This window comes from Rossellomorea sp. NPDC071047 (assembly GCF_050270195.1).
Taxonomy (GTDB): Bacteria; Bacillota; Bacilli; order Bacillales; family Bacillaceae_B; genus Rossellomorea.
On sequence record NZ_JBNNJT010000006.1, the window covers coordinates 90,476 to 114,503 of the forward strand.

25 protein-coding genes and 1 pseudogene are annotated in these 24,028 nt (G+C 42.2%); 3 read left to right on the forward strand and 23 right to left on the reverse strand.

Going from position 1 to position 24,028, the window contains the following annotated elements:
* Nucleotides 1-98: 98 nt before the first annotated feature.
* From ACQKFO_RS18940 to ACQKFO_RS18975, 8 genes and pseudogenes are all read right to left on the reverse strand, one after another.
* Nucleotides 99-791 carry a response regulator transcription factor gene (locus ACQKFO_RS18940; RefSeq protein ID WP_427600387.1) on the reverse strand — a complete coding sequence of 231 codons (693 nt, stop codon included), beginning with the start codon at nucleotides 789-791 and terminating at the stop codon, nucleotides 99-101.
* Between the two features lie 153 nt (nucleotides 792-944).
* Nucleotides 945-1,541, reverse strand: coding sequence for a class I SAM-dependent methyltransferase (locus ACQKFO_RS18945; protein WP_427600388.1), 597 nt, complete (start codon nucleotides 1,539-1,541; stop codon nucleotides 945-947).
* A 93-nt stretch (nucleotides 1,542-1,634) separates the two neighbouring features.
* Nucleotides 1,635-2,105, reverse strand: a complete 471-nt coding sequence (locus ACQKFO_RS18950; RefSeq protein ID WP_427600389.1) for an N-acetyltransferase family protein — start codon at nucleotides 2,103-2,105, stop codon at nucleotides 1,635-1,637.
* A gap of 442 nt (nucleotides 2,106-2,547) precedes the next feature.
* Nucleotides 2,548-2,990 (reverse strand): annotated as a pseudogene (locus tag ACQKFO_RS18955) (GNAT family N-acetyltransferase).
* Between the two features lie 257 nt (nucleotides 2,991-3,247).
* Nucleotides 3,248-3,802, reverse strand: a complete 555-nt coding sequence (locus ACQKFO_RS18960) for a hypothetical protein (protein ID WP_427600390.1) — start codon at nucleotides 3,800-3,802, stop codon at nucleotides 3,248-3,250.
* A gap of 15 nt (nucleotides 3,803-3,817) precedes the next feature.
* Nucleotides 3,818-4,621: an SAR2788 family putative toxin gene (locus ACQKFO_RS18965; protein WP_427600391.1), complete on the reverse strand. Its 804-nt coding sequence runs from the start codon at nucleotides 4,619-4,621 to the stop codon at nucleotides 3,818-3,820.
* 13 nt (nucleotides 4,622-4,634) lie between these two features.
* Nucleotides 4,635-5,459, reverse strand: a complete 825-nt coding sequence (locus tag ACQKFO_RS18970; protein WP_427600392.1) for a S8 family serine peptidase — start codon at nucleotides 5,457-5,459, stop codon at nucleotides 4,635-4,637.
* A gap of 276 nt (nucleotides 5,460-5,735) precedes the next feature.
* The gene (locus ACQKFO_RS18975) at nucleotides 5,736-6,218 is read right to left on the reverse strand and encodes a hypothetical protein (protein WP_427600393.1); all 483 of its coding nucleotides are present in this window, start codon (nucleotides 6,216-6,218) and stop codon (nucleotides 5,736-5,738) included.
* 174 nt (nucleotides 6,219-6,392) lie between these two features.
* Between ACQKFO_RS18975 and ACQKFO_RS18980 the strand changes: the two genes are divergently transcribed.
* Nucleotides 6,393-6,755, forward strand: coding sequence for a hypothetical protein (locus ACQKFO_RS18980; protein WP_427600394.1), 363 nt, complete (start codon nucleotides 6,393-6,395; stop codon nucleotides 6,753-6,755).
* 195 nt (nucleotides 6,756-6,950) lie between these two features.
* On the opposite strand, the gene ACQKFO_RS18985 is transcribed toward ACQKFO_RS18980, so the two are convergent.
* The 5 genes from ACQKFO_RS18985 to ACQKFO_RS19005 all read right to left on the reverse strand — a co-directional run bounded on the left by ACQKFO_RS18985 (nucleotide 6,951) and on the right by ACQKFO_RS19005 (nucleotide 11,383).
* Entirely contained in the window at nucleotides 6,951-7,235 is a 285-nt protein-coding gene (locus tag ACQKFO_RS18985) for a hypothetical protein (RefSeq protein WP_427600395.1), read from the reverse strand.
* 76 nt (nucleotides 7,236-7,311) lie between these two features.
* Nucleotides 7,312-8,037 carry an alpha/beta fold hydrolase gene (locus ACQKFO_RS18990; protein WP_427600396.1) on the reverse strand — a complete coding sequence of 242 codons (726 nt, stop codon included), beginning with the start codon at nucleotides 8,035-8,037 and terminating at the stop codon, nucleotides 7,312-7,314.
* 141 nt (nucleotides 8,038-8,178) lie between these two features.
* Nucleotides 8,179-8,922, reverse strand: a complete 744-nt coding sequence (locus ACQKFO_RS18995) for a GNAT family N-acetyltransferase (RefSeq protein ID WP_427600397.1) — start codon at nucleotides 8,920-8,922, stop codon at nucleotides 8,179-8,181.
* Between the two features lie 14 nt (nucleotides 8,923-8,936).
* A complete protein-coding gene (locus ACQKFO_RS19000; RefSeq protein WP_427600398.1) occupies nucleotides 8,937-9,341 on the reverse strand; it encodes a hypothetical protein in 405 nt (134 codons plus the stop codon).
* 461 nt (nucleotides 9,342-9,802) lie between these two features.
* On the reverse strand, nucleotides 9,803-11,383 hold the full coding sequence (locus ACQKFO_RS19005) for a bifunctional metallophosphatase/5'-nucleotidase (protein WP_427600399.1): 1,581 nt from the start codon (nucleotides 11,381-11,383) through the stop codon (nucleotides 9,803-9,805).
* Nucleotides 11,384-12,239: 856 nt separating this feature from the next.
* Between ACQKFO_RS19005 and arr the strand changes: the two genes are divergently transcribed.
* Nucleotides 12,240-12,656: an NAD(+)--rifampin ADP-ribosyltransferase gene (gene arr / locus ACQKFO_RS19010; RefSeq protein ID WP_427600400.1), complete on the forward strand. Its 417-nt coding sequence runs from the start codon at nucleotides 12,240-12,242 to the stop codon at nucleotides 12,654-12,656.
* Nucleotides 12,657-12,810: 154 nt separating this feature from the next.
* Here arr and ACQKFO_RS19015 read toward each other — a convergent pair whose 3' ends face one another.
* The 8 genes from ACQKFO_RS19015 to ACQKFO_RS19050 all read right to left on the reverse strand — a co-directional run bounded on the left by ACQKFO_RS19015 (nucleotide 12,811) and on the right by ACQKFO_RS19050 (nucleotide 21,469).
* Nucleotides 12,811-13,356 (reverse strand): hypothetical protein, encoded by a 546-nt coding sequence (locus tag ACQKFO_RS19015; RefSeq protein ID WP_427600401.1) that lies wholly within the window; start codon nucleotides 13,354-13,356, stop codon nucleotides 12,811-12,813.
* 119 nt (nucleotides 13,357-13,475) lie between these two features.
* Nucleotides 13,476-13,859 (reverse strand): VOC family protein, encoded by a 384-nt coding sequence (locus ACQKFO_RS19020; RefSeq protein ID WP_427600402.1) that lies wholly within the window; start codon nucleotides 13,857-13,859, stop codon nucleotides 13,476-13,478.
* A 95-nt stretch (nucleotides 13,860-13,954) separates the two neighbouring features.
* On the reverse strand, nucleotides 13,955-14,233 hold the full coding sequence (locus tag ACQKFO_RS19025; protein ID WP_044339464.1) for an ArsR/SmtB family transcription factor: 279 nt from the start codon (nucleotides 14,231-14,233) through the stop codon (nucleotides 13,955-13,957).
* Between the two features lie 144 nt (nucleotides 14,234-14,377).
* Complete coding sequence (locus ACQKFO_RS19030) at nucleotides 14,378-15,949, reverse strand: SagB family peptide dehydrogenase (RefSeq protein WP_427600403.1); 1,572 nt, start codon at nucleotides 15,947-15,949, stop codon at nucleotides 14,378-14,380.
* Nucleotides 15,950-15,969: 20 nt separating this feature from the next.
* Nucleotides 15,970-17,916, reverse strand: a complete 1,947-nt coding sequence (locus ACQKFO_RS19035; protein WP_427600404.1) for a TOMM precursor leader peptide-binding protein — start codon at nucleotides 17,914-17,916, stop codon at nucleotides 15,970-15,972.
* Nucleotides 17,913-19,817, reverse strand: a complete 1,905-nt coding sequence (locus ACQKFO_RS19040) for a putative thiazole-containing bacteriocin maturation protein (RefSeq protein WP_427600405.1) — start codon at nucleotides 19,815-19,817, stop codon at nucleotides 17,913-17,915. Before ACQKFO_RS19040 ends, ACQKFO_RS19035 begins: the two co-directional genes overlap by 4 nt.
* Nucleotides 19,818-19,953: 136 nt before the next feature.
* The gene (locus ACQKFO_RS19045; RefSeq protein WP_427600600.1) at nucleotides 19,954-20,223 is read right to left on the reverse strand and encodes a heterocycloanthracin/sonorensin family bacteriocin; all 270 of its coding nucleotides are present in this window, start codon (nucleotides 20,221-20,223) and stop codon (nucleotides 19,954-19,956) included.
* Nucleotides 20,224-20,527: 304 nt separating this feature from the next.
* Nucleotides 20,528-21,469: a DHH family phosphoesterase gene (locus ACQKFO_RS19050; RefSeq protein WP_427600406.1), complete on the reverse strand. Its 942-nt coding sequence runs from the start codon at nucleotides 21,467-21,469 to the stop codon at nucleotides 20,528-20,530.
* A gap of 93 nt (nucleotides 21,470-21,562) precedes the next feature.
* Between ACQKFO_RS19050 and ACQKFO_RS19055 the strand changes: the two genes are divergently transcribed.
* Nucleotides 21,563-21,868 (forward strand): YtpI family protein, encoded by a 306-nt coding sequence (locus tag ACQKFO_RS19055; protein ID WP_427600407.1) that lies wholly within the window; start codon nucleotides 21,563-21,565, stop codon nucleotides 21,866-21,868.
* Between the two features lie 276 nt (nucleotides 21,869-22,144).
* Here ACQKFO_RS19055 and ACQKFO_RS19060 read toward each other — a convergent pair whose 3' ends face one another.
* Both ACQKFO_RS19060 and ACQKFO_RS19065 read right to left on the reverse strand, forming a co-directional pair.
* A complete protein-coding gene (locus ACQKFO_RS19060) occupies nucleotides 22,145-23,464 on the reverse strand; it encodes a DRTGG domain-containing protein (RefSeq protein WP_427600408.1) in 1,320 nt (439 codons plus the stop codon).
* A gap of 299 nt (nucleotides 23,465-23,763) precedes the next feature.
* Entirely contained in the window at nucleotides 23,764-24,012 is a 249-nt protein-coding gene (locus tag ACQKFO_RS19065) for a hypothetical protein (protein ID WP_427600409.1), read from the reverse strand.
* Nucleotides 24,013-24,028: the final 16 nt, after the last annotated feature.

A 24,028-nucleotide genomic window follows, 5' to 3' on the forward strand; every position in this document is an offset into this window, starting at 1 on the left:
CCTCCTTTATTCACTTGTTCAAAGGGCTCCTCTTTGAACACTCTTAAAGTATAAGAAGGAAAACGTAAGAAAGTCTTAAGTCATATCTTAAGAAAACCTTAAGTTTTAAGTTTATAGCCCATTCCCCAAATGGTTTCAATATACTCTTCATTCTGATTCGCTTTTGCAAGCTTACTTCTGATATTACTTACATGAACATTAATGGTATTGTCATCCCCATGGAATTTCTCATTCCACACACTCTCAAACAAATTCGACTTTGAAAAAACCTTTTTAGGAGAGGACATCATGAGAAGCAATATCTCATATTCCCGTGCCGTTAGTTTGAGTTCATTATCATTCACTTTCACTATTTTTGAGTCCGTATCCAATACAATATCTTTATAAATCATTTGATTTGTTAGTGGAGCATCTGATAGATCACGATACCTTCTAAGACAGGAATCAATTCTGGCCGATACCTCATCAACATCGAAAGGTTTTGTAATATAGTCATCTGCACCAGCTCTTAACGAATTGATCTTCGTTTGTGTTTCAAGCTTTGCCGAAATAATAATGATCGGCACATTACTTTCATTTGTGACCTTTTTTAATAGATCTTCACCAGATAAACCCGGGAGCATGAGATCAATTAATACCATATCCCATTTCTGACTGTCCAGGTAGATCACAGCTTCCGTACCTGAGTATGCGGGCTTCGGGGAATAGCCACTTTTCCTGACAATATTGCATAGTAAGCGATTAATATCCTCATCATCTTCAATTATTAGAATATCAACTGAATCCTTCAACTGAATCACCCTCACATTTATTACCATCATCATTGATTGAATTCACGTCAATGTCAAGTGTTGAATAATCGTTGTACCCAATTAAAAAGAATCGAGCCTAAAATCTTTATGATTTCAAACTCGATTTCGTATGGTGTTATTGTTTCCCCTAAATCACTTTATACTACTGGATATAAACATAGAGGCATCCTGCTTCATGAAAATACGTTCTCCATGATGGAATGTCTTGATTTCCGTTGACTTAAATCCCGCTTCGGATAGCTTTTCTTTCAGTTCTTCATGGACAAAGCCGTTATGAACCTTCGGGTGGCTGATGTTATCGTTTTTGTCAAAATCAACAATAATGAGCTTGCCGCCATCATTCAGAATGTTGAACAACTCATGTAGAATCTTTTTAGTATCGGGAATATGAAGAAGGACGAGTGACATTAACACGATGTCAGCCTTAAGGTCAGGGGTTCCCTGGGTAAAATCTGAATAAAGTGCTTCCGAGTTGGTGATACCTTTTTGTGAGATCTTTGCTTTCGTAACCTCTACCATTTGTTCTGATGAATCCACCAACAAAATGGATTCCACTAAATCCGTTAATTCCAGACTAACAAGACCGGTGCCACTCCCGTAGTCGATCAGAGATTTTGATTGACTATTATGTAGTTCTTGTTTTACTTCACTAACAATTACCTTTGCCAATTCTATTCGATTTTCTGTATCGTATCTTTTCGCCATCTCTTCAAAGACGTTATTTTCCATCTTTCATCCTCCTATCCATAGCATTGAAGCTGCGTGGTAAACATTATATCAAATCATGAAGATCCAAGTGGACGGGATGGAACAGGGAGAGCCTTAAAACTCTATTTCCATCCGCCTCATTTTTGTCTTTAAATTCATTGATTCATAAAATTTTATGGCATTTTCGTTAAACTCCCACACGCCTAACTCTAATGAGTCTGCTTCTATACCCTTTGCGAACTCCAATATTTTCTCAAAGAATATTTTCCCGGCTCCTTTTCCCCTGTACATATGATCAACTCCGAAATCGTCCATGTAGACCACTTTCTTTGGAATGAGAATGGGTCTTTCCTCTGTATGTTTGATCGTAAGGATTGTATAAGCGATTGGTTGGTCTTCTTCCAATAAGAAGACCTTTGTATTTTCTCCCTCTATCAAGTTGTTAAAATACTTTTTATCCAACGTAGTATCAGCCATCTTATAATGGTCTGGTCTTTCCTTTGTATGAATTTCGTGTACCTGTCTTTGGATTTGATGAACCACATCATAATCATTCTTAGTGGCTTCTCTAATGCGCCTATTCAATATACTTTCCCCCGATGTTTGCTGTGTTGATTTTAATGTAAACTTCCGATACTTAAACACTATTAAATTAATCCTTTTTTACCTTATCCTTCTTCCATTTATAAGGGATTTTCGACCAATTATATAACATCAATAATAAGAACATTATAAAAGAGATCATTATATTATCTGTCCACTGAACTTGCCGATCATCGATTATTTGATAAACAGTTGATGCCAAGAAATATATTAAGGGGAGACTGATGCTTTCCTTTAACAATTTTATCCTACTCCCTTCTTTGTAGATTGCTTTCACAAGTAGTTATTCATCGATCAAACTACCATTTCAATTTATCCCAATTATTTCAAAATCCAATATCTTACTCAAGAAGATTTTTTACAAAAAAAGGTTCCCACCCTTCGGATAAACCTCTTCACTTTAATTAAAAATAGTATCCTTTAATTATCTTGTGTACTTAAAAATAAGTTCTCCATTTGGGTCTCTATCATTCGTTAACTCGAAACCTATGCTTTCATATAAACGATGAGCTATTTTATTTTCTTCAATGATACTTAAATATATAACGTTTACCCCATATTCTTTCGAAACTATGTCTATAAGTTTAGTCATTGCAATCTTCCCAAAGCCTTTACCTTGAAAATTTTGATCTATCATTATTCTATCAATCCAAGTATCTTTATTTGAACCAAACGAACCATACATTGCAAAACCAATAATCTCCTCATCAGAATAGATAGCTACTGGGTGCCATTCATGGTGAGCCTTAGCTTCTTCTAAACATTCTTCTACGGTTTCAATAAATGTATCTTGGCCAGGTTTTAATTTTATATTTTTACGATACATACATTAGTATTATCAATATCTCTAAAATACAAATTGCTCATGGAATTATCTATACCTCCACAAATTTAAAAAAACAAATATAATTGAATGCTACCTATTTAATACCAATTACTCAAAATCCTGCTTTTTGAACAAGAGAGTTCTTCCATCAACTTGACCTTTAATAGAACACGAACAGAAAAGTAGTGTCTATCCTCACTACAATAAAACATTGACGTGGTGAGGGGCATACACCCAAAACACAAAAACCGGCCATTATAAATGTGGCCGGTTTTTATCAATCTTGTAGACCTTTTACTTAAAATTGTTTTAAGAAGTCGTCAATCCATGTAATATCCGTAGAAAATTCCTTATTTGCACCAACCCAATATTGAAGAAATTTTTCTTTATCCTCTTTCCATTCGGGATACGCTTCTTTAAATGTGTCAATGAATAATGAATTCCCTGCAAGGATTGCGTGGTCTTCATGAGATATTTGCAAGCCCCACTCTCCTTGTGGTGAATAGAGGGAATTCTCGACCACAAGAGGCATGGATTGATAGTCTTCGTAGGCAATAGTATTCTCGACTACCCAATGCTGCGGTGCCATTTCCGAGTGAAAGTCCTGTGAAAGATTAAAAGAATCACCTTCCGACTCCGATACGAAAAAGGTCCCCTGTCCAACCTGTTCAATGGTTTTCATCAGAGCATGGAACTGATCTTCCTGAAGATAATATCCGTTGGTCGGGAAGATCAGTACCCTTTCGTTCAGGGTTTCTTGAAATGGATTGCCAAATGGATCCGATTTCTTACATACTCTCTGGAAGGCTTCCTTTAACCGGGAAATGTCGTCTGCCTTTTGTACTCTTTCCATTTATATACCTCTTCCCTATAGAAACTTTATTTTTCTAACGCCTTTAATGCCGTTGACATCAATGGTAGGAGGACCTGATTTAGAAGATTTCCTGTATGTAAAGGTTACTCCGTTTTTGTCTTTTCCGACAAATACTCCAGGTGATACTTCCCTATGACTAGAAACTTGTGCACTGAAGAAATCCCAGGCATCGGACGCATTGCCGTACATTTTTTTGATGTCATTTTGATCTGCTTTTGGAAGTGACTTTAAATCGTCTGCACTCCATTTTTTCTTCAAGCTTTGTTTCAAGGCGTTCTTTACGGCTGTTTTTCCAAACTTTTTAATAGCATACTTGATACCTAATCTTAATACAATACCCACGATAATCGGAATAACTGAAGCTTGTAGAGTGGTAGAGTTGATCTCGTACTCTTCACCTGTTTGCGTATCGGTTAATGTCGCGATGAGTATCTCATCATCTACTTCGTGGAAGACAACATGGTAGGATTCATCATATTCATTTCCTGATTCATCCACGATGCTTCCTGTGATCATCGCATCTTGGCTATCAAGGTCCATGGTAAGTTCTGTATCAACTTTAAGGTCTTCCTGATCTACTTTCATATCTAAAACAAGTTTCTCATCACTATCTTCTTTAATCTCTACTTTCACCTGTTCTGAAAGATCTACATCATGTTCTTCACTAAGCGACCTTTCAGCCTGTTCTAAATCGATTCCTTGTGGTTGAGCGTTTTCCTCTGTTGCTGCCATGGTCCCTTGAGGGAGTATGGAGAACAATAATGTGATGACCAAACACTTTAGTAATAGTTTTCTCAATGTGTGCACCTCTTTATTTTATTCTTACAAGTCCATGTCCATAGTCTTGGTCCGGTCCTGTTTCTCCTAAATCGATCGCTTCTCTTTGTAGCATCTTGTAAATGTTCTCGATCCCTTTGTGCTCACGATCTAGTATGCGGGCTGTATATCCAGATATTTGGGCAGCAGCGAAGGAAGTACCGCTGAAAGTTTCCAAGTCCCCATCTCTATTGATTGAAAGAACCTCTGTCCCAGTTGCGGCGAAATCAACCTTTCCCCTTGCCGCTAATGAAGATCGGACCATGTTGGAGTTTACAGATGTGATGGACCATACCCCTTCATAGCGTGCCGGATAGTCTGCCTCTAGCCCAAGTGTATTCCCTGCTGCCGCTATGATGATAATCCCGGAAGAAAGCGCCTCTTCAATGGCATTCTTCAGATGTTCATCATCTACTTGAAATCCTGAACTGATATTGATGATGTCTACCTTCTCTTCGATACACCAGTCGATTCCTTTGACCAAATCCGCTACCTTCCCGTTGCCTTTCTTATCTAGAACCTTTACATCATAAATGGACACATTTTGAGCCAGTCCGCTCATTTCGCCTCCCGGATCCTTGGCAGCTATGATGCCTGCGATCGGAGTCCCGTGACCATAATGATCTTCAATCGGCTGATTCGGCTGAATGGCATTAAATGATTTATGTATCTTTCCTTTCAATGCCGGATGGTCTTTATTGATTCCACTATCGAGTACAGCGACCTTGATTGGCTGCTTCTCATTAATCAAGTGCAACAGCGCTACTCCGAACAATAATGCGATGATGCCTATTACACGATAAGTCTCTTTACGTTTCATTTTGTTTGACGTAACCTTTCTCTTGGTCAACCCACTTTTTGACAAGATTCATTCTGTTGATAAATCGATCGATTCAACCTTTTTTGAAGAATTCTTCCTTCACTATTATACTGGTGGAAATTTACAGGAAGCTTAACGGAAGCTTAAAGGAACCTTAACTTTTTTTCCCTCATTAAAAGGATACAAAAAATACGCCTAATCCCATCAGGGAAAAAGCGTATTTTTAAACTCTGTTCACAGTAATCCTTTACTTCACATCATATCGATCCGCATTCATCACTCAGGAAAATGATCAAGTGTCCAGATAGCCAGGTCTTTCCCTGGTAAGGCAATGACAAGTTCACTATCCCCATCAACCCCTGCTTGCCAACATTCAAATTCTTCATGATATCCGTTAATGAATAATAAACAATCGTTTTCAAATCGAATGAGTAAGTGGGGAATTTGATCGTCAACCAGTTCTATTTTATTCACCACTTGTCTTCTCATTTGAATAATTTGGAGATATTTCTCCTCTTCCGAAAGATCTTCTATTTCATCCTCTTTTGAAGGATACCGTTTATCAATTGATGACAGAAGGCACCACTTAGATTCAATGTTTAAAAAAAGTTGAGCATTCTCAACATCGGTGTTTTTATAATGAAAGAAAGATAGCCTAAAAGGGCCAGGGGATACCCCGAATTGAACTCCATCTAGTTGAGATCCTCGGAAATAGTGGTTAAGTAGGGTCTCTGCTTGTACTTTATCTTTTATTTCCATTTGGTTTAAACTCCTTATTAGCTTAATATTGTGGCGGGTGAGAATTCTTGTAAAGTTATGTGAGTTTAATAATCTATTGTATTTAGACTCCACTTTAATAAATATAAGTCCTGGCTATATATTTATTGTTACACTACAAATAGTCTATTCTTAAAGAAACGAGGTAATTGACTCATGAAAAATATGACAGTGGAAGAAAAGCAGCAGTCGATTGAAGCGTTTCTATCGATCATCCGTAAATCGGAAAATGCCCTTGCTCATATGAAACCTGGTGCTCCTCAGACAAAATTGCTCGAGAAGCGATTGAAAGCCGCTCGGATTGGCACAGATGTGCTGCATGCTCGTTGGGAAGGGAAGGATTTGAATATCAGCAAAGGAGATTTGATAGAGGCAAAAGGGGTTCTCGAGGGTTTGCTGTTGACGCTTCCTTCTTTTCTTGAGAAGCTGAAGCCCGGAAGTGGGCAGCGGACTTACATCGAGAGAAGGATAAAGGCATTTCAGATTGCCATTTCCTATCTGCATGATTCGGTCAACTAAAATAGCTGACTGGGGACGGTGCCATTATTCTTTTGAGCTAGAGAGGTAGCCGTCCCCACTCTACTATGACTTTTCTTCATAAATAACTGAAGGTGACAGTATTTTTCAGGAAAAGTTTAAAACTTGTTGCCTGGTATGCATTTATCGCCCATTATACATTAAGTATATTATATAAATGATGTGGACAAAGAATAATTATTTCTTTCTTTTTAGATCTAAAAGGATAGGGGCTATATTTAATAAGATAGAAACAATCGTCAAAAACCATAATGCCCTTGCCATACCAGGTACTACATCCGATAATGCCGCCCAATCTTCCCCTTTTACCCACCCAGATACATAACTGTAATCTGCACAAACTGTTAATGCTGTAAAAGATAATGCTAACGCCATAGCGAGCTTATAGTCCTTTCCTGCTGTATACATATAAAGATTTATAAAAGTTATTACTATTGCAATAACCCCTAATATTACCCACATAACTTTCCCTCCATCTATTTTTATTTATTATTGGTAATAATACTAATATATTAATTTTTGCATTTTTATCAGACTCTCAAACTCTGTCTATCAATTTTTTCACAGCAGCTACTACCACTTCTGGTTCATCATTTTGTATATAATGAGCACTGTTTTCAGCTATCACCAATTCACCTTCAGAGGAGATTTCAAGTATCTCTCTCTGCATATGATTCCATAACTCTTGTGATTCCTTTGAATAGTGAGCTTTCTTACCTGCTGAAAGAACCATTAGTGGGACATTTAATTTAAGTCTGGTGTCTCTCAACTGTTTTAAGCTCTCCATAAATTCATCATAATTTCCTTCATAAATGAATTGCTTGTTGTATGCTTGTTGAAAGTCCTCTGACATTGTCGGGAGAAATCTTTCTCTATAATCTTCAGGTGTTGAATCAACCAAGACAAGTCCACACACTTCATCTTGATATTCAGTTGCAAACATTCTCAAATTCACTCCACCGAATGAATGCGCTACTAATAGATAGGGAGGTTTAATCTTGGCCTCAATAAGAAGTTCCTTCAATTCTTTTACCATCTCACCGCTAGTTCTGGGATTAGGACTTGTTTCACTTTTCCCAAGTCCCGCCCTATCATAAATTAGAACATTAGAGAGCAATGAAAGATCTTCGATTACTGAATCCCAAGCCTTGGAATAATCACCATATCCAGCATCCATTACAACAGTTGGTTTCCCATCATTTTCTCCCACCAATTTTGCATATAGTTTACAATCCTTTATTTGGACTAACATTTCTTTCATCATTTCATCTATCCCCTCATTTGGCCAACTATCAATAGTGAAAATTTAATCACATATAAGCTTACTTCTTCTGCTGAAATGCACGATGATCGAATAAAAAAGCTGAGGGCATACAGATCGGCGAAATAATACATATCGTTTCTCTTACCCGAATACCTGAGCAGCAATTCCATACAATTCACCATTTCTCTTGGGCATCTTAGTGGAATTAACCATCATAATGGGTGGATTACTCACGGTTACAAATCCGCATTTCTCAACGGCTACCTTAAATACTTCATTTCCTGATGGTAAATCGATCCTTAATTTGCCTTGGTGTCCTATAGCCAGCTTATCTAAAATTATAGATGCTACCCTAGCATCCGGTGCCACAATGGGACCTATTATAAGATTGACAGCTCCTACTATGGATAATCCAAAACCTATGATATCCCCTATGTTATCTTTTACGACTACATATGCCTCGGATTGATTGATTCTATGTTTAAGGTAATTGCTCCTTTTATCTCCAAAAGCCGCTCCATCCAACTCAATTATCTTGGTTAAGTCGCTTTCATTAAAATGTTCAATGGTAACTGTTGTATTGGTTAGATTTGAAGTCAAATAGGTATTACATATGTACTTATGCACACGATAAACAATATGAAACCCCATTTTTTCATAGAGAGGCTTTACGTCTTCAGTCGAAATGAGCATGATCTCAACGTCGCTTGAAAGGGAATTCATACATTGTTGCGTTGCTTCTTTTCCTAATCCCAATCCTCTATATTCTTCCTTGACTATGACCATACCAATAGAGGCGAAACTCGTTTCGTAGGGGACTATGGCCGCACTTGAAGCAATTTCACCCTCAGTATTTTTATGGCCGAATACTTTGCCTGATGACATCACTGAAGAAAAAACTAATTAATTGGTTCTTCTGTTTCCCTTATAACCATCCATTTTTCATTCATTAATCTCCAATTTTCAATGGTAAATAATCGTGCTAATACTTCCTCATCTTTTACAATCAATTGTTCATAGAACACTACTGCATTTTTGTTATCCCTTAGTCGAATAACTCTATTTTCAAACCTTTTGTTAGCACCTAGAAAAAGTCGAACCGATTGTCTCATACCATTTATAGCTTCTTGTTTAGTGAAAATAATTGGTTTTTCATTTCCCTTATTAAAAAAAGCAACATAGTAATCCTCTGACATTCTTTCTACTGAGGATGTGTCACCAGAACTCATCGCTCTGTTCCAATCACGTATAAACCCATCATGCATTTTTGTAAATTCAATTAAGCATTTTTGTAATTCAAGCATTTAAAAACCTCACTTTTAATTTACGTTTATGATTCTGTTCGCCACTACTACAAACGTGTTCCTTGTTCAAATAACCTGCTCCTTTATCAGAATAGTTGAAAGGGATTTCATCTCCCGAATATTTCTGGTACCATTGCTGAATAGCTTTTCCGGCTGGATCTACAGTTTTTGCCCCCTTATATGGAATGAAACTTAAATGGACTTTAAATAGTCTGCGTGACCTCTTATTGGTTCAACACCATCTCAATTCCAATTATTTCAAATCCACGAAGCTTACTCAAGGAAAATTTCAGATAAAAAAAGAAGCCCATCCGGTTTTGGATAAGCCAATATACTATCAACTCAACTAACAAATTCACTGAGAGTTTCCTATTTTTACGAAGGTGGAAGAACTGGCGACGTATTTTCAATAAAAATAAAACCAGTAAAGCGCAACCAGTTCCCGCTCTACTGGTTTTCATTTACTGTACCTTGATCCGATCTGTCTCAGGCGGTGCTATGCTTCCGCCAGATTCAATGATATAGGTAATAAATGAGTCCAATGTCGGCGGACCTTCTACAGAATCCTTGCCTTTTTTAAAAGCAGTGAACCCGTCTCCTCCGGTTGCAAGATAATTGGTGAGGGCTACGGTATACGTCTGGTCAGGCTGAATGGCGTTTCCGTCTCTATCAGTCATTGATGCGACTTTTTGTCCAGGTGGTGCGTCTTTATCGTAGGTGTAGTCGAGCCCCGATGTCTGCATGATGGTTTGAAAATCCCCTTTCCACTGCTGTTCCAGTACTTCTTTTATCTCGGCGCCGGTCAATGATAGTTTGACCAGGTTGGTGCCGAACGGGAGCATGGTGTACAGTTCTCCCCAGGTAAGGGCCCCCTCATCCAGGTTCGCCCGGATTCCACCCGGATTCATGAATGCGATGTCTGTGTCCATGTTCTCCCGGTGTGAATCTGCGATAAGATTTCCAATCGACCGCTCCCCGCTGGCGGTTTTATCCTTTGTGATGGGGGCTTCGGCCTGACCCATTTCCTGGGCCAGCATCATCTGTTTGTCGGCAGAGAAAGAATCGACCATCTTTTTGATTTTTTTGTCGGGCAGGGTTCCATCGTGATATGTGGATATGATGGCTGCTTGCTTATTGACGATTTCCTTCGTCTCCCGGTCGATTAGGAGGTCTACGTCTGAAAAGGCTGTTCCATATGAGTACGATTGAACAATCATTTTCCCATCAACTGACGTATTGGCAAAGCCATGACTGTGGCCGCCGAAGATAATGTCTACTTCATCATCGATGCGGGGGGCAAATTCAGCGGCGTCTTGGGCAGGATTTGTTCCGTCTTCGTTTGAAGAGGCGGAAACATGCCCGAGAACGACGATGGACTGAACTCCTTTTGCCTTCAATTCTTTTACGCTTTGATTGATGGCAGTGACTTCATCCATGAATTCAACGTCTTCAATCCCGCTTGGCAGGACGATATCTTTCGTTTCTGTCGTGACAACTCCGATAAACCCGATGGGCACCCCATCGACTTCTTTGATTAAATATGGTGGTAAAATCGATTTTCCTGTCTTTTTATTGATGACATTGGCAGCTGTGTATGGAAAAGCCGCCCCTTCAAAGTTACCCGTTTTCTCATGTTTGCCGCCATCAAGGAGCCTGAACATCTCCTCCGTTCCTTCATCAAACTCATGATTCCCTAACGTTCCGATGTCGAATCCGACCTCGTTCATCCATTCGATGGCAGGTTCATCCTGCATAAGAGATGACACAGGTGAGCTTGCACCGACCATGTCGCCTGAATGGACCAACAGGGTATTTTCGTTTTCCTGCCGGTGCTTTTTTAAATAGGCTGCCAAGTATTCAGCACCGCCTACCTGCTTTCCATTCCTTGTTCGAACCGTTTCCAGCTGGCCATGAAAATCATTGACTCCCAGAAGCTGCACAGATATATACTCTCCAGGGTCGGTGGAAGATGACGCAAATGATGATCCGATGAAGAAAACCCCAGCTGCGATTGCTGCCAACATCAATTTACTTAAAGACATGGAAAACCTCCCTGTGCTTTTGTCATCTTCAAGGTAGCACAGCAGTTTTGACCCATTTTTAATAGAAAGTTATTGTTTTGTAAAGACGTGAAAGATACAAACCACAAACTGATCATCAACTAAACGCTATGGGCACAGGTACAAGCCGTTTCGAAAAAGTAAAATAAGCGGAGATTTTCCGCTTACATTCAGAATGACAGTTGTTTTAAGGTAAATAAGCGGAGGTTTTCCGCTTAAGCACAGAAAAATCATCGCTATTGTATTTTTTGAGTCAATAGGCGGAATTTTCCCTTCTATTTCAGCTTTTTAATCTTACAATGACGAATTAAGCGGAATTTTTCCGTGTATCTGTCAACTCTGGTATGTAAGAGCCATGGGGACAGACATCGCGGCTCCGATTTAATGAGCCAATGGACCACCTGTCCCCGCGGCTTAAGGAATATCAATGCCGAAGAATGCAGTTGTTATTCGGGTTGATTAAGTCCATATGATTGTGTAAAAAGAAAGAGTCATTTTATTCCTTCTTGTCAACACTGTTTTCAATGACGATAAACAATGAGAAGAGGAATAAAGATGACTCAATTACAGTTCAACCTAGATTTGGATGCAATCCCACGAGGATCACGTCAAAACGATAGAATCACTTTTGGAAAATGATCATGAAGTTCATAAAATAACAAAGAGACCCCTGTTTTGTGGAGTCCCGTGATTTTGTATAGCAGGTGCAAGAGAACCTTCCGCTTGCATCCCTCTCTACCTACATTATTCTACTAATAAAAAATGGTTTACAGACTACATTTTCTCCATTTACTGCCCTATACTGTTAAATACAAATCTATTGAAGAGGTGTATTGGTATGAATGACAAAAAAGATGTCTTAGATAAAGGCCCTTTCTTTCATGGTACGAAAGCAGCCCTTAATATTGGAGATTTTCTAGTACCACAGCACAAATCGAATTACCAAGATAAGAAGTCGAATTATATCTATTTCACCGCTACATTGGATGCTGCAAAATGGGGTGCTGAATTAGCAGCTTCAGAATCAAAAGAGAGAATTTACATCGTAGAACCAACGGGTGAATTCGAAAATGACCCGAACGTAACTGATAAAAGATTCCCTGGGAACCCAACCCGTTCTTACAGATCCAAATCACCTTTGAAAATCGTAGCTGAATTAAGTGCGTGGGAAAGACACTCCGATGAAGACATTAACCATATGCTGACCTCTTTAAAAAAATTGAGAGCAGAAGGAAAAGCGGTAATATACGATTAAATCAGGATACCCGGATACGGTTCTCATCCAGGGTCCCGTTTTCCAATAAAAATAAAAAAGTAGAACGGGAACCGTCCCCGCTCTATTACACATAAATAAATTAAAAGCTGAAGACACTCCTATCTTCAGCTTCAAAACCTTGAAAATAGTTTAACTACTTCCATATAGCCATATATTTTTTTTCGTACTTTTTATCATCAACCGTATCGATCAATTCTAAAGCCGCTTGTTTGATGCTCTCATCATTAAAATGGTCATATAAATTTTTCATATTTTGAAGGATGTCATAACGAATTAACGTGAAATTTTTTTCGTCTGTTCCATTTTTAAAACGTTCCACCATATGTTCCATCACCATTTCTTTTTGCGGAGTACCAGCAGCTCCCACCTTCCAAATTGATTGGAGGCTATGTCTGGCTGTAACAAACTTTTCATCTTTTGTTACTTCCCACAACTTAGGGAAATCTTCCATCATTCTCATCTCTGGATCGCTTTTAGCTAGATTAGCCAAGTATTGTGCAGCACGGGGACGTTGATGGTTATCCTTATGAGTTAAATCCTCTACTAGTTGATCCCATACTTCATACGCCCAATCCACTTTTTGATCCGTTACAGCTAGAATCTTTTGATAAGCTTCATAACGCTCTTCTTTATCGCCTGATTTTGATTTTTCAAATGCCAATTTGATTTGACTATCCATTTTCATACCACCTAACACGTCACATAAAGACTAATTTTCGTGAATATCTTTGCGAAGAGACCCCAATTGGTCATTTACCGAACAAATTTCTCTTTCATTTAGTTGCATGGTTGCCCATATTACTGCTGAATGATCTGAATAAGATTGCCGCAAGTATCGTTGAAAACGGCTATTGTGATTTCGCCCATTTTTGTTGGTTCCATAGTGAACTGCACGTCTTTTTCAACTAATCGTTTATACTCTTTGTGAATATCTGAAACGCCAAACATTGTTACGGGTATGCCATCCTCAAATAACTTCTGTTGATACTTTTTTGCCGCCGGGTGTTCATTCGGTTCGAGTAAAAGCTCAGTTCCCTCTTGTTCATCTGGAGAAACAAGCGTTATCCATCTGTGTTCTCCTGTAGGGACGTCATGCTTTTTCACAAAACCTAACGTTTCCGAATAAAACTCTAATGCCTTATCTTGATCTTCTACGAATATACTTGTAACGATGATTCTCATGTTTTCCCCTCCTATGTTTTCTGCAACTGATCATGATTTGCTAACAATCAGAAAGCATTTCATCCATCTCTAATCCCGGTTAAGGTACTTTAAAATTATTCTACCCAACCTTTCAGTAAGTTTCTCAGTGGTTCGTTATGAAAGATAAGTACTCGATATTTCCCCTTTCTTTTTGATGTGACAAGCCCTGCCTCTTCCAATGCAGAAAGGTGTTTAGCTATCGCTTGTCGTGAAATGGAGAGGTTGTGCTTCATAATGAGGCGTGCCGTAAGCTCATATAACGTCAGCTCGTTACGTTCGGATAGCTCGTCCAATATAAGCCGTCGGGTAGAATCACTAAGTGCTTTAAATATTGCGTCTTTGTCCCAATTCATAAATTGATTATATGCAACTATCAGGTTGCGCGTCAAGCAAATGCAACTAAAAAGTTGCTTATCATACAATAAGGAGAGGAACCACGGGGACAGGTACCGCGGCTCCTATTTAAAAAGCCAATGTACCTGTCCCCGTGGCTCCCTCTAACTCAACAAACTCCCCCTCATCCAAGCCTTATCCCGATAAGGTCCGATCGGGATCTGGATCAAAGTGGTCCTGTCATTTGAATTCAGTTTGTAAATTCCATCGGTCAATTTAGTATCAAACCCAAGCAGGGGATGTCCGCCAAACCCGGCGGCTGACGTTGCCAATAGCAGGCGCTGCACAAGCATTCCGGCTTCCATTTGCATGATCCTGTAGCCTCTGTATCCCAGGGTGTCCTGATAGTGATTTTTGTTTCCGATGATGTGAAGGCATAGGGGCACCTGAAGCAGATTCACGTTATCCAGTGACAGACCTGATTGCAGCTGGCGACGATAATCCCCTGTGCCGATTTCCCGCAAGGAATGACGGTCACTGTCATAGACGTATGCGCCATTTGGAATGCCTTCTACATTATACAAACAGCCATAAATCGAAACACGGTTTTCCTTGCCGACATAGACGTCCTCTATGTCACTTCTGAATGCGTATGAATGGGTAGCCAATTTGAGTAAGGTCGATAACCGTTCCTGACTGACCCTCCCCATGACAAAATCCATTTCAGGTGAATGGCGATTTTTGCATGCTTCAACAAAATCATACGTATAGGACTCGATCTCCGGCAGATGGATTTCTTTTTCACCGCTTCTAAAATCCGGTTGTTTTCCAAGTGTCTGAAGATCACCTGTTGAATGTATTTTGGAAGCTTCATTCACCGCCAGTAACATAGGAAACTCCCTAACCCTTTCAGACTTTTCATAGTGTTCTACAGAAAGTGCGGGCAGCTCGTGGCATAATTCCTCAGCGGTGACTGTCCGTTCCAATCCGGTTCCAGCCCAATTCGTTGCAGCAACCGAAAGCGGGATGACGGAATAGACGCTTTCTTCCTCCTCTGTCAGCCCAAGCAAACGATTGATCGCTGAGTCCAGAAATTGAACATACACCCCTGACTCGAATCCAAACCGTTTGACCGTTTCCAGCAGCTGTCCCTTAAGGACACCGGCGTCCAGTCCTTGCAGCCGGTAGGAAAAGTTATTGTATTTAAAAAAGTTTTTCCAAAATCGGGTGGAAACAAAAGCTGTGCCAAAACACGTCGAGATGTCGCAGCGATTGCCGAGTGCCCGTTCTAAGTATGAATCAACATTCCCTTCCCGGAGCAGGACGAGGCGATGGTGGGCGACATCATAATGGTAGATTCCATCGGGCAAATCATCCAACTTTAAATAGATATATAGTTCATTCGGATACAGCGCCCCTCCTGAAGGAGCAAACCGCCGATAGGAGTGGATGGGGTAAGATTCCTGATGCTCGGAGTCTTCAGAATCCACCGACTGGCTAACCCCTGTGATGCCATAGACATACCAGAGAAAATGCCCGATTCTTTCTAAATCGGGTGTTGACGGCGGCTGGCTCTCGATCAGTGACACAGGTACTTCCAAAGACAATGGCAAAGCCCGCAAACCCTGGTAGAGCTTGTAGGGAAGAGGGGCATCCTCCCAGTCCACTTCCCAGTTTGGCTGATTGGCCCGATTGATATTAAATTGCAGATTGTGTAAAAACTCTTCCAGACTCATCCTCCTTACCTCCTACTACCTTAAGGAAACGGATGCGGTTTTTGATTAAGCTGATCATATGTCAATGTCCGGTCGGCATATCCCAGTTCCGCCGGGACGTTAAGGACTCTTTCCAATCCTGTCAGACGGGTGAGATGATGACCGAATGTCATGGGAAGCATGCCGGGAATCAAGACTTTCACACAGTATAGTCCGTTCTTTTCAAGTTCCGGGGCGGTTTGTTCAACTACAATGACATCAAGGCTCCGGCTTCGGAATCTTTCAAGAATATCCTTCAGGTCATCCGTAAGATCACTGTGATCGGAGCTCCAGTTGAATTCTTCTTTGAAACTTCGCAATGGACTGCTGTCATCTTGTAAAAACGTGAAACGTTCTTCAGCCTGTGGTAATCCATACAGCATGCCGTGATCATCCATCTGCCTTACGAGAGAATCATCTTCAAGCATTTCTTCATAATTCGCCTTGTTCTTCTCCAATTTCTCATCCAGATTCAGCATCATCCCGGCGAGCTCCTGAATCGCGCTTTTTGCCGCTCTCACTGGATCCAGATGGGCACCTGCCGCGAGGATCAGATTCACCCCTTTATCCTTCCTGTTCTTGGCCATCGCAAAGACGCTTGGAATTCCGTGCTCCATGGTCGAGTTATATAAATAGAGGTCATACCCTGCGACCGCCCTCATCCGTTCGATCATTAACTGCAGCTCCTCGTCCCCTGATGTAAGAGGATCAAGTCGCGGCAGATTGAGCTCTGCATACCAGGTCAAAAGGAACGAGTCCCGTTCGACCACCTCCATGATTCCGTAAAATATCGCTTCCTCCCTGCTTCCTCCAAGTGCACAGCCATTGGACGTTTCATAAACAAAACCGGCTGAGCTGCAGCCCAGACTGTAATAGGCAAGAAGCTCAGGGACGAGAATCGGACGTTCTTCGATGAGTGAATAACCCCACACCCAGTCAATAGCCCTGTCAGGATCAAACTTTTCAAATGGAAAACCTGGCATCGCGTACTGCTCGTCGGTGTGGACGCCGACCTTTAATGGATTCAGTGCATGCTCCGCCAACTGTCGGTAGCTATCATGGACGATTGTCCGTTTGCCCCGGGGCTCTAGGCCGCAGTGACGCTCCAATCCTTCAAGAATGGCAGTCAGCTCGCTGTCTGAGTAGGCTTGTGTCCGTCCGGCCGTCCCTTCATCCCCGGAGAACATCGGCATATTGACACTCGCATCTGCAAATGGCGTCACCAGGTCATACATCTTGCTGTTGAAAAGTCCGGTCCGATTATCCAGATAGTCTTTGATCAGGACGTTCTTCAGTTCATCCAGGGGAGTACAGCGGAAACTGCCGGCATTGATTTTAGGGCTGGGTTTCAGGGAAATACAGGCTAACTCCGGCGAATCGTCCGGTATCGGGCTGCAAGAATGGCATAATGAGTCGGGTACGAAAGAGTGCCAGGAGCTGTTCAATGTTTTTAAGTCGGTTAAACATACCTGTCCTTTGGAATGTGGCTTTGCCCCTTCAAGGACCCGGCCAACTTCTGCTGCGATGATGTGAGTCATGTGCACTAAACCGGTATTCGAAGCCCATGGGTCTTTCGTGATTCCACCCTCTTCAGCAAGTTTTCCCTGTACCTCCCGCATCTCATTCCGTTCCTTTCCTCCAAGGAGACGTCTCAGATCGGCACACTGTGAGCATCCTGGTGTGTTCGGATGAACCAGTGGGCCGATGATTCCCTCTCCAAACGAAACGAAGCCTCTCAGCCATGGGATAGACGACTGCCTCATCACTTCTTCTGCCATTTGGTGTACAGCCGGATTCCATGTATCATCCAAAGTCAGCACCAGATCTGTCTGTGCCGGGAACTTTTTTTCAACGTTTTCTTGCCGGAAAACGGGATACCGGGCTGAAATTTGCGCACACACAAGGTCCGCAAGCAGCCCATCCCCCACAATGACCACGAAAGAATTCATCCGGTTTCCTCCTCTCGCAGCAGTACGCCAAACACGCCTTCGAGCTCCTGTTTAAAAACTGGCTCAACATTCAGCTCATACACCACTACCTGCTTCTGATTCCTTTTCAAGGTTTCGATTGCTTCTTTCAGGTGCTGGGTCATGTCTTCATTAGCTGGAATGGTGATTCTCTCTGCCTTTCCTTGCTCCTCAGCAACGACAACAGGATTTGCGTCAAAAGCCTCCGTATCGTTCTGAAGCTGGAAGAGTGCATGCTGAAGAGAGGTTCTCAGTGCCATCGTGATCGTTACATCGGTATTTCCATACCAGCCATTCTTTCCGCGAACATAGACGACAGGAAATCCTTCCAAATCCTCACCTAATCCGATTTCAGGCATTCCTTGCATGGTGGTCAGTGCCTGTAAATAGAATCGGCATGTTTCATCCTCAACCCTATCCAATTCAAGACGGGAAATCGTGCTGCTTTGAACCGCTTCTCTTTTCCTCAGCCCATCAGCCAAACACTCCCGAAGACCGCGGCCGACGCATTCTGAAAACGACGCTCCTGAGCAGGTGGCCATATATTCACCCTGCTCTCGAGGAACGATCAAACTGGCCAATCTTGAAGCGTATCTCTCTATCCCTCTTAACCCGGCTTCCCGGCGTGCTTCTTCATGGGTCAAGCCATTGCAGATCACCTCATCCAGAAGTTCTGCAGGACCCTCGGACAGGACATCGACCGGCTGGACACGGCATTGAGCCAATGGCAGCTGCTTCGTATCCCCTTCTTCCCATATATGAAAAATCCCCGTTTCTTTTGACGTTAACAAAGTAAAGAGATACAGCACTTTCTCAGGGTCAGATCTTTCTGAAACCTGCTCTATCCGTGACTCCACATCCTGAATCGCTTCAGCTGCTAAATGTCCTTTCTCAAGGGGATGGGGTACGAAGGAATGCCAGCTTCCTTCAAGCGTTTCTGTATCCAGCAAAAAGATTCGATTTCTCTGATTCGATTTTGACACTCCCGTTACCTCTTTGAATAGTTCAAAGACAATCATGTTCGCAAGCATCGCTCCAGGGACCGCCGATTCGATCGTCACCTGATTTTCTTTTCGTAAGGCTGAAGAATGGACGCGCCTCCATGCAGATTCCCATCCAGCCTCAGTATCAGGGTGGATAATGGGTCCTGCGATTGCTTTCTCCCCGTGACAAATCGCCGGAATCAACAGCTTCTTATCGGTCCGGCAAATGGCATGGAGGAGCTCCAATTCCTCAAGGTTTTCTTTTTGACTTACGAATAAAATGGAATCGAACGGCTTCAGGGTCTCCCTCCATCCCCCTTCACTGAATCCGACTTCCATGAGCTCTATCTCCGGATCCGTTTTACGCGCATGTTCCACAAGTTCCTGCAGCCGCCCTCTATTCGTCGGTACCTCATCGGTCATGAACACCTGCAGCTTAGCCAATCCGGATTCAATCAGCGATGACACGAGTGAAGTCAGAAAAGGACCAGACCCTATTGCCAGGACATTAGCCCCTCGGTAGGTTTCAAACCTTGAAGCCCCCGAACCAGCCAAACTGTCGACAAATTCGATCTGTGATGCGAATTTATTCACTGCATGATCGGGCAGCTGGTGTGGCAGATCCCTGCTCACGTCCCGGACAAATCCATTTTTATGCAATACCTCTGCCATTTCCATGACCCTGTTTTTATAAGGTTCAGGCAGTCCGTTCGTCAAATACTCAAGGGAATACTCCCCATTGAACATCGGAAGCAGCTTCTCCACCCATTGATCAATTCCACGTCCCTCCATGCGGAAAGAGCATTGGTTATTCCTAAAGAAAACACCGTTGTTTGGTTCAGGGAGGTAAAACGTATCCCTCTTTACTTTTAAACACATAGAAGGGTCCAATTTTGCCATAGCGCTCCTCCTTACACCCGCTAATGTGACTATCATTATCATCGTATGAGTCTCACTTTGTCCCTTATGTATAAAAAAAAGACCCCTGCACCGAGTCATGCAGGGATCATGTTGACAACGATATTCTAAAAGCTGATTAACGCCCGCAGCGTCCACATCGGCCGCAACCGCCACATCTTCCGCAGCCTCCGCATCTGCCACAGCCTCCGCAACGGAAACATCCACCACAGCCACCACAACCAAAACAGCTAAAGAAGCATGAAAAACCAACGCCGAAGCAGCCTCCAAATCCAAGGAAAAGTCGTTCGTCATTAGGATCATACATGTTTTGATCCCATGAAACAGGCTGTGTTGCCTGGAAATCACCAACATTCAGATTTTGAAGTTCATTATGAAAATTATTCATCAATTTCATACCCTCCCATAAAAATTACCCAATGTCTCTCACAATTAAGGAACAAAAACAATTGAGCTTTCTAAGAAAAACTTCTGTCATTTAGGTAAATTCACTATAAATATGAACACTCCCAAACAATTTATGTCACCTTGCTGGGTATTGTGACTGATACAAAAGCCTAATTTACAGGGACATGAAGTAAAAAAGAACTCAAAAACACTCCCGTCAATGGACCGGAGTTTGAACTCTTTTATTATCTAGTTCCGCCAGAACATGAATAGAGGAGCCTGCGTCCGCCGGCTCCTCTTAAGTCTTATTTATGATTCCTGCACACTTCTCTTAAATCCTTCATCACTTCTTCTTTTTCTTCCCATGAATAAATCGAAGCTCCTGCAGCCAATGGATGTCCCCCGCCGTTGTATTTTTTGGCGATGGTGTTGATGACTGGTCCCTTAGAACGCAGACGGACTCTGATTTGATCACTTTCTTCAATGAAGAAGACCCACGCTTTGATGCCTTTTACGTTCCCCAATGTACTGACCAGTAAAGAAGCTTCAGAAGGAATGACCTGATGCTCCTCGAGAATTTCTTTCGTCATGATCATGCTTGCACAGCCGTCCCCATCCATTTCGAAGTTTTGAAGGACATATCCGTGCAGCTTGATGACATTGGAATCGATCTCGTACATTTTATTGAATAGTTCATTACGGTCAAAATCAAAGCGAATCAATTCGCCGGCGATATCAAACGTATTCTGGGTTGTACTTGGATAAAGGAATCTTCCCGTATCCCCCACAATCCCGGCAAATAAAAGTCTTGCGCCCTCATCAGATAGCGTGAGTCCTTTATCCTTACCGAACAAGTAGAATTCATAAATCATTTCGCTTACTGAGCTTGCGGATGTATCGATCCATAAATAGTCTCCGTATGCATCTTCATTGGGGTGATGATCGATTTTCACGAGCTTATCCCCTAACTTATAACGACGGTCACAGATTCGTTCTTCATTCGCTGTATCGCAAACGATGATTAACGCTCCTTCGAACACATGGTCTTCAATGACATCCAGGCGTTTTAAATAATGAAGGCTTTCATCTTCTTGCCCGACGGCATAAATCTTTTTATCCGGGAAGGACGTTTTCAGCATTTCCACCAGTCCTCCCTGGGATCCGTATGCGTCAGGATCCGGGCGAACATGTCTATGTACGATGATCGTTTCATATTGTTTGATAAGTTCCAGTATTTGTTCTTTCATGGGAATCTCCTTTGTAGTGGATTTTTTATTTGGCATTCTGTCCTGATATCTGTAAAATAGTAGCGAGAGAAGTCAACGATGGAGGACAAAACTATGTATTTTCTCGCACTACTGATTGTCGTAGCATTCACGTTTTATATCTTTTATAAAATCAGACAGGTTCGAACGAATCGACCAATGGAAAAGAAATGGTTATCGGCGAAGGCAAGCATCGCACTAGGGCTATTTGTTGCCCTGTTTGGGATCAATCAGCTGTTTTTATTCCCTGGAACGCTGACGTATTTTATCGGCGGTCTTTTTATCCTGATTGGACTTGGAAGCTGCTGGGCAGGGTATAAGCTGTACAAGCATGTGCTTCCGTATGCTCAAAGAGAAGCGAAAGAACTGGATAACCAATAAGGTACGAAAGACTAGATGGTTTATCTAGTCTTTTTTTGTTTGTTGGTACTTTTTAATGAGCGAGTAGTGGTTGATTTCCGCTCCAGATGCTCGCTTTCCGCGGGGCGTGAGTTGAGCCTCCTCGGGCTTTGCCCTGTGGGGTCTCAACTTTCCCGCTATTCCCGCAGGAGTCGAGCATCTTCCGCTCCAATCAACATAAGGATTAACTGTTTATCTTATACTTTCAAATCCAAACTAACCACTAAATTTATTGCCTTGTGTTGTTAATAAAGTGAACTAATGACGATCAATTAGCTGGCAAATCATCAGGGATTTCCCTACCATTACACCTTCACAATATACTTCTACATCCACTTTACCAAATTTTCTACCGACGTCGAGAACTTTCGGGTGAATTTCGAGCATGCTCTCCATTTGGACAGGCTTGATGAAATAGATGGTCATGTTTTCGATGACGATATCGCCTTTTTTGTAGGGCTTCAATGCACGATTGGCTGCTTCGGTCATCAGGGTCGTGAATACCCCGTAGGAGATCGTCCCGATACCGGTCGTCATCTGCGGCGTCACGGCGAATTGGTAAACTTCTTTATCGCCCTTCTTTTCAGCTGCGGCTTCCACTGCGTTACTGATCAGATCATCGATCGTTTCCCCGACCTGAGGCTGCCTTTGAATCATTTGCAGTGCTTTCAATACGTCCTGACGGCTGATGATCCCCTGGAGCCTGTTTTGTTCATTGACGACCGGGAGTAATTCGATCCCTTCCCAGATCATGATATGGGCGGCTGAGGCAACGCTTGTATTCGGGCTGACGGTGATCGGTTGCTTGGTCATGATCTTATCGATGCCCGTATATTTTTCCTGCCCCATGACGTCTTTAGAGGTGACCATGCCATGCACTTTCAGATTGTTATCGACCACCGGGAAACGGCTGTGGAATGTATATTGATTTTTTTCGTACCATTCTTCCAACGTATCATTGATATGCAGGTAAGCCGTGTCATCCGCTTTTGTCAGAATATCTTCTACCAATACGATTTCCTTTTTGATGAGCTGATCATAAATCGCCCGGTTGATCATGGTCGCCACGGTAAAGGTATCGTAGGAAGTAGAAATGATCGGAAGTTCGAGCTCATCTGCAAGCTTCTTGACATGATCTTCTGTATCGAATCCTCCGGTGATCAGAACCGCTGCCCCGGCTCGAAGTGCGTGCTCGTGGGCCTGTGTCCGGTTCCCGATGATCAACAGGTTCCCTGCTTCCGTGTATCTCATCATGGCTTCAAGCTTCATCGCTCCAATGACGAACTTATTGAGCATTTTATGTAATCCCGTTCTTCCACCCAATACTTGTCCATCGATGATATTGACCACTTCTGCATAGGTGAGCTTTTCGATGTTATCTTTCTTCTTTTGTTCGATACGGATCGTCCCTACGCGCTCGATGGTGCTGACGTATCCTTTGGTTTCGGCATCTTTAATCGCTCTGTACGCGGTTCCTTCACTCACGTTCAGTGCTTTTGCAATTTGGCGGACGGAGATTTTTTCACCGACTGGCAAGGTATCTATGTAGTCTATTATTTGTTCGTGTTTAGTAGTCAAGCTTTTCACCCTTCTTTATAACGTCCTGCTTCATATGTTTATTATAATGTGAAAAGCGTGGTGTTTCAATTTAATCGGGGCTTTCGGTTGTGAAAGCCCCACTTAGATTAGAGAGTGCTGGTTGATTTTCGCTGCAGGGGCTCGCTTTCCGCGGGGCCGGCGGTGAGCCTCCTCGGCGCAAGCGCCTGTGGGGTCTCACCTGTCCGGCTATTCCCGCTGGAGTCGAGCCCCTTCCGCTTCAATCAACTTATTGTGTTTGCAACTTCTACCTTTAAGCAATACCACTCTCTCCATAAATCTCATCCAAACGACCTTGATTTCACTCTGCGAACAGGTTTAGATTTCAACTTCTTGCCTTTATCTTTGCCTGTTCCTTTAGGTGTGTAAAGTAGGGCTGCAAGGTTTCCCGCTACCACAAATGTAGCAAGTACAAGCCAGCTGATGGCAAAGGTGCCTTGAAGGCCTTCTGCAAAGATGGACATGCGGGGGGCTCCGTAATAGATGAGGGCCCCTGTGAATAGTAGACAGAGAATGTATCGTTGTTTCACTCGTTTTCCTCCTCTC